At 74.1% G+C, this 6000-nt stretch carries 9 protein-coding genes and 1 pseudogene; 3 read left to right on the forward strand and 7 right to left on the reverse strand.

The features are described from left to right. Positions 1 to 65: 65 nt before the first annotated feature. The gene (locus ACIWVC_RS25485) at positions 66 to 896 is read left to right on the forward strand and encodes an alpha/beta fold hydrolase (protein ID WP_396450206.1); all 831 of its coding nucleotides are present in this window, start codon (positions 66 to 68) and stop codon (positions 894 to 896) included. Positions 897 to 913: 17 nt separating this feature from the next. On the opposite strand, the gene ACIWVC_RS25490 is transcribed toward ACIWVC_RS25485, so the two are convergent. Beyond that, positions 914 to 1540, reverse strand: coding sequence for an SGNH/GDSL hydrolase family protein (locus ACIWVC_RS25490; RefSeq protein ID WP_396450208.1), 627 nt, complete (start codon positions 1538 to 1540; stop codon positions 914 to 916). A gap of 4 nt (positions 1541 to 1544) precedes the next feature. Next, a pseudogene (locus tag ACIWVC_RS25495) lies at positions 1545 to 1709 on the reverse strand (hypothetical protein); the annotation flags it as partial. A 186-nt stretch (positions 1710 to 1895) separates the two neighbouring features. Between ACIWVC_RS25495 and ACIWVC_RS25500 the strand changes: the two are divergent. Continuing rightward, positions 1896 to 2297: an acyl-CoA thioesterase gene (locus ACIWVC_RS25500; protein WP_396450210.1), complete on the forward strand. Its 402-nt coding sequence runs from the start codon at positions 1896 to 1898 to the stop codon at positions 2295 to 2297. Between the two features lie 37 nt (positions 2298 to 2334). Next, a complete protein-coding gene (locus ACIWVC_RS25505; RefSeq protein ID WP_396450212.1) occupies positions 2335 to 2979 on the forward strand; it encodes a TetR/AcrR family transcriptional regulator in 645 nt (214 codons plus the stop codon). 311 nt (positions 2980 to 3290) lie between these two features. Here ACIWVC_RS25505 and ACIWVC_RS25510 read toward each other — a convergent pair whose 3' ends face one another. From ACIWVC_RS25510 to ACIWVC_RS25530, 5 genes are all read right to left on the reverse strand, one after another. Beyond that, on the reverse strand, positions 3291 to 3530 hold the full coding sequence (locus ACIWVC_RS25510; RefSeq protein ID WP_396450213.1) for a hypothetical protein: 240 nt from the start codon (positions 3528 to 3530) through the stop codon (positions 3291 to 3293). A gap of 92 nt (positions 3531 to 3622) precedes the next feature. Continuing rightward, positions 3623 to 4171: a TetR/AcrR family transcriptional regulator gene (locus ACIWVC_RS25515; RefSeq protein WP_396450215.1), complete on the reverse strand. Its 549-nt coding sequence runs from the start codon at positions 4169 to 4171 to the stop codon at positions 3623 to 3625. A 27-nt stretch (positions 4172 to 4198) separates the two neighbouring features. Beyond that, the gene (locus ACIWVC_RS25520) at positions 4199 to 5056 is read right to left on the reverse strand and encodes a M23 family metallopeptidase (RefSeq protein ID WP_396450217.1); all 858 of its coding nucleotides are present in this window, start codon (positions 5054 to 5056) and stop codon (positions 4199 to 4201) included. 32 nt (positions 5057 to 5088) lie between these two features. Then, positions 5089 to 5589 carry an ArsR/SmtB family transcription factor gene (locus tag ACIWVC_RS25525; protein ID WP_396450219.1) on the reverse strand — a complete coding sequence of 167 codons (501 nt, stop codon included), beginning with the start codon at positions 5587 to 5589 and terminating at the stop codon, positions 5089 to 5091. 124 nt (positions 5590 to 5713) lie between these two features. Further along, a partial coding sequence (locus ACIWVC_RS25530; RefSeq protein WP_396450221.1) for a nitroreductase family protein occupies positions 5714 to 6000 on the reverse strand: 287 nt, incomplete at its 5' end.

Genomic DNA, 6000 nt, shown 5'->3' on the forward strand with positions numbered 1-6000 from the left:
ATGCCTGCCGGTGCGGAGCGGACGCGGCCCGCCGCACCTGCCGACCCTGCGAGCGGGTGATGATCTTGACCGACGTTTCCGGTGCGTGCTCGGTGATCGCGACCGCCTTGGGGCCGGTCAGGGTGGCGATGCGCGGCGAGGGGGCGCCCGTGGTGCTGCTGCACGCCAACCCGGGCGACGGGCGCGACTACGCCGCCGTCGTGCCGGCGCTGGCGGGCCGGTTCCGGACCTACACGGTGGACTGGCCCGGTTACGGGGGCTCCCCCGCTCCACCGGAGCCCGCGGCCGCCACCGCCATGGCCTTCGCGGGAATCCTGCCGGACATCCTGGCCGGGCTGGGGCTGCGGCGGGCCGCGCTCATCGGCAACAGCGTGGGCGGCTACGCGGCCGCCCGGCTCGCGATCACCGATCCGGACGCGGTCTCGGCCCTGGTGCTGGTCAACAGCGGCGGCTTCACCCGCCAGACCGCCCTCACCCGCGCGGTCATCCGCCTGAAGGGAACCGAGACCGCGACGCGGTCGCTGGCCGGCCGACTCTCCCGGCTCTACCTGCGCGGGCGCACCCCGGTCGTGCGGGAGATGCTCGCCCGCGACGCCGCCCGGCGGAGCGACGGGGCCAGTGTCGCGGTGGAGGCGGCGATCTGGCGCAGCTTCACCGACGCGGACCACGACCTGCGCGAGCGCGCGGCACGGATCACCGCCCCGACCCTGCTGGTCTGGGGCACCCGCGACCCGCTCCTCGGCCGGGACGGCGGATCCGCGCGCCGCGCGATGCCCCGCGCGACCTGGCACCCCCTGCCGACGGGCCACGCCCCTTTCGCGGAGGACCCGGAAGCCTTCCTCACCGCGGTCCTGCCCTTCCTCGCCCGCGCTCACCCGCAGGCGCCCCGCACCTGAGCCGCCGCCCGCGCGCGTCACACCACCGGCTCCAGCCGGGGGCGTTTGGCGCTGCGGCCGTCGCCGGACGAGCGGCCGCGCAGCCGGCGGACGATCCAGGGGCCGGCGAAGCCGGAGGCCCACGCGAGTTCGGTGCGGGCGCGGCGCCACAGCGGCGCGGGCGGCGCCGGCGGGAACGGCTCGGCCCAGGACCCGTCGCTGCCGGGCAGGCCGAGCGCCTCGGCGACGGCCGCGGCGAGGCGCGCGTGCCCGGCCGGGGCGAGGTGGTAGCGGTCGGCGCTGAACATCCGCGGATCGGTGGTCACCGGGTAGCCGAAGGTGTCCACCAGGAGGGCGCCGTGGCGTGCGGCGGAGGCCCGGATCCGCGCGTTGAAGTCCAGCACCCGGGGCCGGGCGTACCGGGCGAGAGGGGCGAGCCGCGCGATGTCGGGGTAGGTGAACGTGACCACGCGTGCGCCGCAGCCGGTGAAGGCGGCCAGCATGGCGTCCAGCTCCTCCGCGACGGCGGCCGCGTCGAATCCGGGCCGCATCAGGTCGTTCATGCCCGCCATGACCGTCACGGTCCGGCTCCAGCGCGAGGGCCGCGGCGGTCTGCTCGGCCCGGATCTGCCCGGCCAGCCTGCCCCGGACGGCGAGGTTGGCATAGCGCAGCCGGGGCTCGCGCTCGGCCAGCATGCGGGCCAGCCTGTCCGCCCAGCCCCGGTAGCCGGTCTCCTCGTCGCCGTCGTTGAGCCCTTCGGTCTGGCTGTCCCCCACCGCGACGTACCTCAGATAACTCATCGCATCGCCCTTCATATACATACATGCGTGCATGCATGTTAACTTGGAGGGCGGCGACCCGCCAGAACCGGGCCGGGAACGCGACGCGGATCACCCGGCGGAGCGCCGGGTGATCCGGGTCGCCGCACCACCGGGGCCGACCGGTTCCGGCGATCCCCCCGGGCTCGGGACACGCGATCCTGAGAGCTTCCGGGGAACGTGCCGTTGGGGAGGAAGCTCATGGAGGCAGAGCCGGCCGTCGCGGTGTGCCGGGTACGGGTCAAGCCCAGGCAGTGCGACGCGCAGGGAATGGTGCACGCGATCCGGTACTACGAGTTCTTCGAAGACGGCTTCCTGGAATGGCTGGACCGCTTCGCCGGCGGCTACGGGGCGGTGCGCGCGGACGGCGTCGACCTGGTCATCCGCGCGAACGGATGCGACTACCGAGGCAGCGCACGCCTGGACGACATATTGGTGATGGAGGTCGCGCCGACGCGCATCGGACGCACCTCTCTGTCGATGTCGTTCACGATGCGCCGGGAACAGGACGGCGGCACCGTCGTGATCGGGCACGCGACCTATGTCGCCGTCGCCGGCGCGGGCGCCGTGGACCTGCCCGAACGGCTTCGCCGGTACGGATGACCACGGGGAGACCCGGCTCAGCAAGTAACGTACGAACATGAACGTACGTAGCTCGGATGCCCCGGGGACGGCCCGGCGCGCGACGCAGGCGGAGCGGAGCGCCCGCAGCCGGTCCGCCCTGCTCGAATCGGCGGCCAGGGGGCTGTCCCGCTACGGCTACGGGAACATCGTGCTCGCCGACGTCGCCCGGGACGCCGGATACACCCGCGGTGCCCTGTACCACCAGTTCAAGGACAAGCAGGACCTGGCCCTCGCGGTGGTGGAGTGGGTCCACGAGAACTGGCTCAGCGAAGTCGGCGAGCCGGCCAGGCGGGAAACCGCACCGGTGGCGGAGCTGCTCGCGCTGGCGCGCGGGCACGCCGTCTTCTGCCGGCGGGACATCGCCCGCGTGATCATGGCGCTCCGGATCGAGTTCAGCGAGCAGGACCACCCGGTCGGCCGGGAGATCGAGCGGACCTGGGAGACGGGCGTCGAACGCGTCACCCGGCTGGTGAGAGCGGGACGCAGGGACGGGACGATCCCGCCCGGCCCTCCCGCGAGGAAGGTCGCGCTGGCGTACATGGGCGTCCTGGAGGGCGTCGCCATCGCGCTCGCCGGGCACGCACCGCACGATCAGGAGCTGACCGTCCGCGCGGTGGAGGGCGTCCTCGGCCTGCACGGCGCACAGAAGGCCGAGGCATAGGGCGCATGCTCGTCACGTCCCGTTCCCATGCCGAATACCGGGCGATGTTCGCTCTCACCGACCGCGACCTGGCCGGCGTCACGCTCGACTGCGCGGGCGGGGCGTCCGGTTTCGCCGCCGTGGCGGGTGCGGGCGGCGCCCGGGTCGCGGCCGTGGACCCGCTCTACGCTCGGGGTGCCGGCGAACTGGCCAGGCGGTTGCCCGCGGACCTCGTCCGCGGCCAGGAGATGGTGCCGCGCCGGCCGGCGGCACACGTCAGGTGCCGGCGAGGTCGGCGATCAGCCCGCGTTCAGCCCGCGTACCGGACGGCCTCAGATGGCGAGCCCGGCGATGATGTAGGGAAGGCCGCCGGCGGTGATGCCGGCGAACGCCATCGCCGGACGGGTCATGGCCCGTCCGGCGATGACCCGTCCGGCGGCCAGGCTGGTCATGAACCCGAGGGCACCGATCACCCCGGCGTAGATCGCCGTGATGGGTGAAAGGAGGAGGGAGAGCGCCGCAGCCACGGCGAACACCGCCCAGTGCCGCTTTCGGGAGGGTGCGGACGCCACGGCTCAGGCTTCCTCTTGATCAGGTCGTGCGGCCGGCTCGGCGAGCACGGCCCCGTCCACGTGCGGGCCGGCGGCCGGTGCCGCCGCGGCGGTCACCCGGGGCCGTCCAGGTACTCCGCGAGTGCGGTGCGCAGTTCCGGAAGGACGGCGTCCGCTCCCGATTCGGCGACCGCCACGTCGCGGGCCATCGTGATCCACAGCCTCGCGGCCGCCGCCGGCCGCGCCCGGCCCAGGGCCGCGAAGTCGGGGGCGGCCAGCCGCGCGAACTGGTCGCTGCGCCGGGTGACCTCGGCGAGGATCTCCCGCTCGGCGCGCGCCTCGACCAGGAGGGCGCGGACGGCGCGGTCGGCGCGGCACCCGTCCAGATAGGCCCGGGTGGCGGTGAGCAGCCGGTCGCGTCCCGGGGGAAGACCGGCGATCGCGTCGTCGATGCGCTCGGCGATGCGGTCGTGGAAGGCTCGGTGCAGTTCGGTCAGGAACCCCGCCCGGGTGCCGAAGTGGTGGAAGAAGCTCCCCTTCGCCACCCCGGCCGCGGATACGATCTTGTCGACGCTCAGCCGGCCGAGCCCCGCCTCCTCGGCGAGCGCCAGGCCCGCGTCGATCAGCGCCGCCTTCTTGCCCGCCGGGTCCCTGGTCCGCACTCCCCCATGCTCTTATTGACCGACCGGTTAGTCAACAGCGGCGCGGGGCGCGAGCGCCTCCGGGGCCGGGACGGTGAACGGGGCGCGGGCGCCGGGGACGCCGGTCTCGGTCCGGCCGCCGGACTCGTAGGGGAAGGCGAACGGGACGCCGGCGGCGGCCAGCGGGCGGGGGCGGTCCATCAGGTGGAAGTGCAGGTGCGGCTCGGACGTGTTCCCGGAATTGCCGACCTCGCCGAGCACGTCGCCCGCGCGGACGCGGTCGCCCTTCGCCACGCGCAGGGAGCCGCGGCGCAGGTGCGCGAAGACCGCGTACACGCCGTCGCCCAGGTCGAGGGTGACGGAGTTCCCGACGACGAACCGTCCCGCGGACAGGGTCAGCAGCGACAGCACCTGGCGGAACACCATGCCCTCGACCAGCAGGTAGACGAGGGCGGGCCAGGAGTTGCGGCTCCAGTGGTCGCGCTGCCATCCGCTCGCCTGCACCACGACTCCGTCGGCGGGCGCGAGGACGTCCTGCCCGAACGCCGGGAACGAGCCGGGTGGCGCCGCGAGCGGCCACCGGCGGAGCGGACGCCACGGGCCGGTCCCGTCGGGGACGTGGACGAGGTCGATCGCGTACGTCTGCCCCAGCTCGTGGGTCCCGTGGCTGGGGACCTTGTCGGCGGGGCTGTTGACCGGCACCCAGCGCCCCCGCACCGGGCCGCGCACCGTGACCGGGTCGCGCTCCGAGCCGCCGCCGGGCACGAAGAACAGCACGATCCCGGCGGCGATCAGGACCAGGCCGGCCCACCAGACCGCATCGACCCCGTGCAGGCGTTCGGTGAGGGACAGCAGTATTCCGAGCAGGAGGAACACCGTCCTGAAGCGGGCTGTCGTTCTGAGCATCTCTCCTCCGATCGGTCCGCCGGGGCGGCCGCTCAGCGGCGGGCCGCGGCGAGCACGGTCAGTACGGGCACCACCCGTTCGCCCGGGACGCTGTACTGCCCGCGCGCGGTGGTGCGCAGCCAGCCGGCGGCGACCAGCTGGCGCAGGTGGTGGTAGAGCTGGCCGGTCGTGCCGAGGCGCTCGTGCGCGGCCAGCTCGGCGGTGGTGCGGGAGCCCTGGAGGATCTCGCGGAGCAGCAGCAGCCGCACCGGGTGCGCCAGCGCGCTCAGCGTCTCGGCGGCCTGCGACCAGTCGTCCGCCAGCAGGTCGTCCACCGTGTGGCCCTGCTGCCATTCGTAGTGCTCCCCGGCCGGCAGCGTCACCGAGCCGGTGAACAGCACCGCGCCGGGGTCGTCGGCGCGGTCCTTCAGGCCGTGCAGGGCCCAGAAGGCGTCGTCGGCGTCGGGACGGCGCACGGCCGCGGACGGCTCCTCCAACCGGGCCACCCGCTCCTCCAGGCGCGCGACCCGCTCCGACAGGTTCTCCTCAGCCACGCCTCCGATACTACGTAATTACGTAAATACGTCAAACCGAGGGCCGCGGAACGAGGAAGGCCCCCGGAACCGTGTTCCAGGGGCCTTGCCGTGAGATCTCGCCTGTGCGGCCGGCTGTCGCCGGTCAGCCGGAGGCCAGGGGATTCCCGTAGGTCTCGTCGAAGACGATCTCGTCGACCGGGATGCGGCTCAGCTTGGCGGGGAAGCCGCGCGCGGGGTAGCCGACGGCGATGTGGGCGGCGGTGATGACGCCGTCCGGGATGCCGAGGAGCTCCTTGACCCGCGGCTCGGAGTGGACGAGCAGGGTGGTCAGGGCGGTGGCGACGCCCTGGTCGCGCAGCGCGAGGCAGAAGTTCTGCGCGGTCGGGTAGATCGAGCCGCCGCCGACGACGCTGAGGCGGTCGAGTTCCA

Source organism: Actinomadura sp., from assembly GCF_044508335.1.
Classification (GTDB): domain Bacteria; phylum Actinomycetota; class Actinomycetes; order Streptosporangiales; family Streptosporangiaceae; genus Spirillospora.

What these genes read in the sequence shown, in the direction of transcription:
- ACIWVC_RS25505 (WP_396450212.1), top strand. Translation starts at nt 2,335, where the DNA reads ATGAACGTACGTAGCTCGGATGCCCCGGGGACGGCCCGGCGCGCGACG.
- ACIWVC_RS25500 (WP_396450210.1), top strand. Translation starts at nt 1,896, where the DNA reads ATGGAGGCAGAGCCGGCCGTCGCGGTGTGCCGGGTACGGGTCAAGCCC.
- ACIWVC_RS25490 (WP_396450208.1), bottom strand. Translation starts at nt 1,540, where the DNA reads ATGCCAACCTCGCCGTCCGGGGCAGGCTGGCCGGGCAGATCCGGGCCG.
- ACIWVC_RS25520 (WP_396450217.1), bottom strand. Translation starts at nt 5,056, where the DNA reads ATGCTCAGAACGACAGCCCGCTTCAGGACGGTGTTCCTCCTGCTCGGA.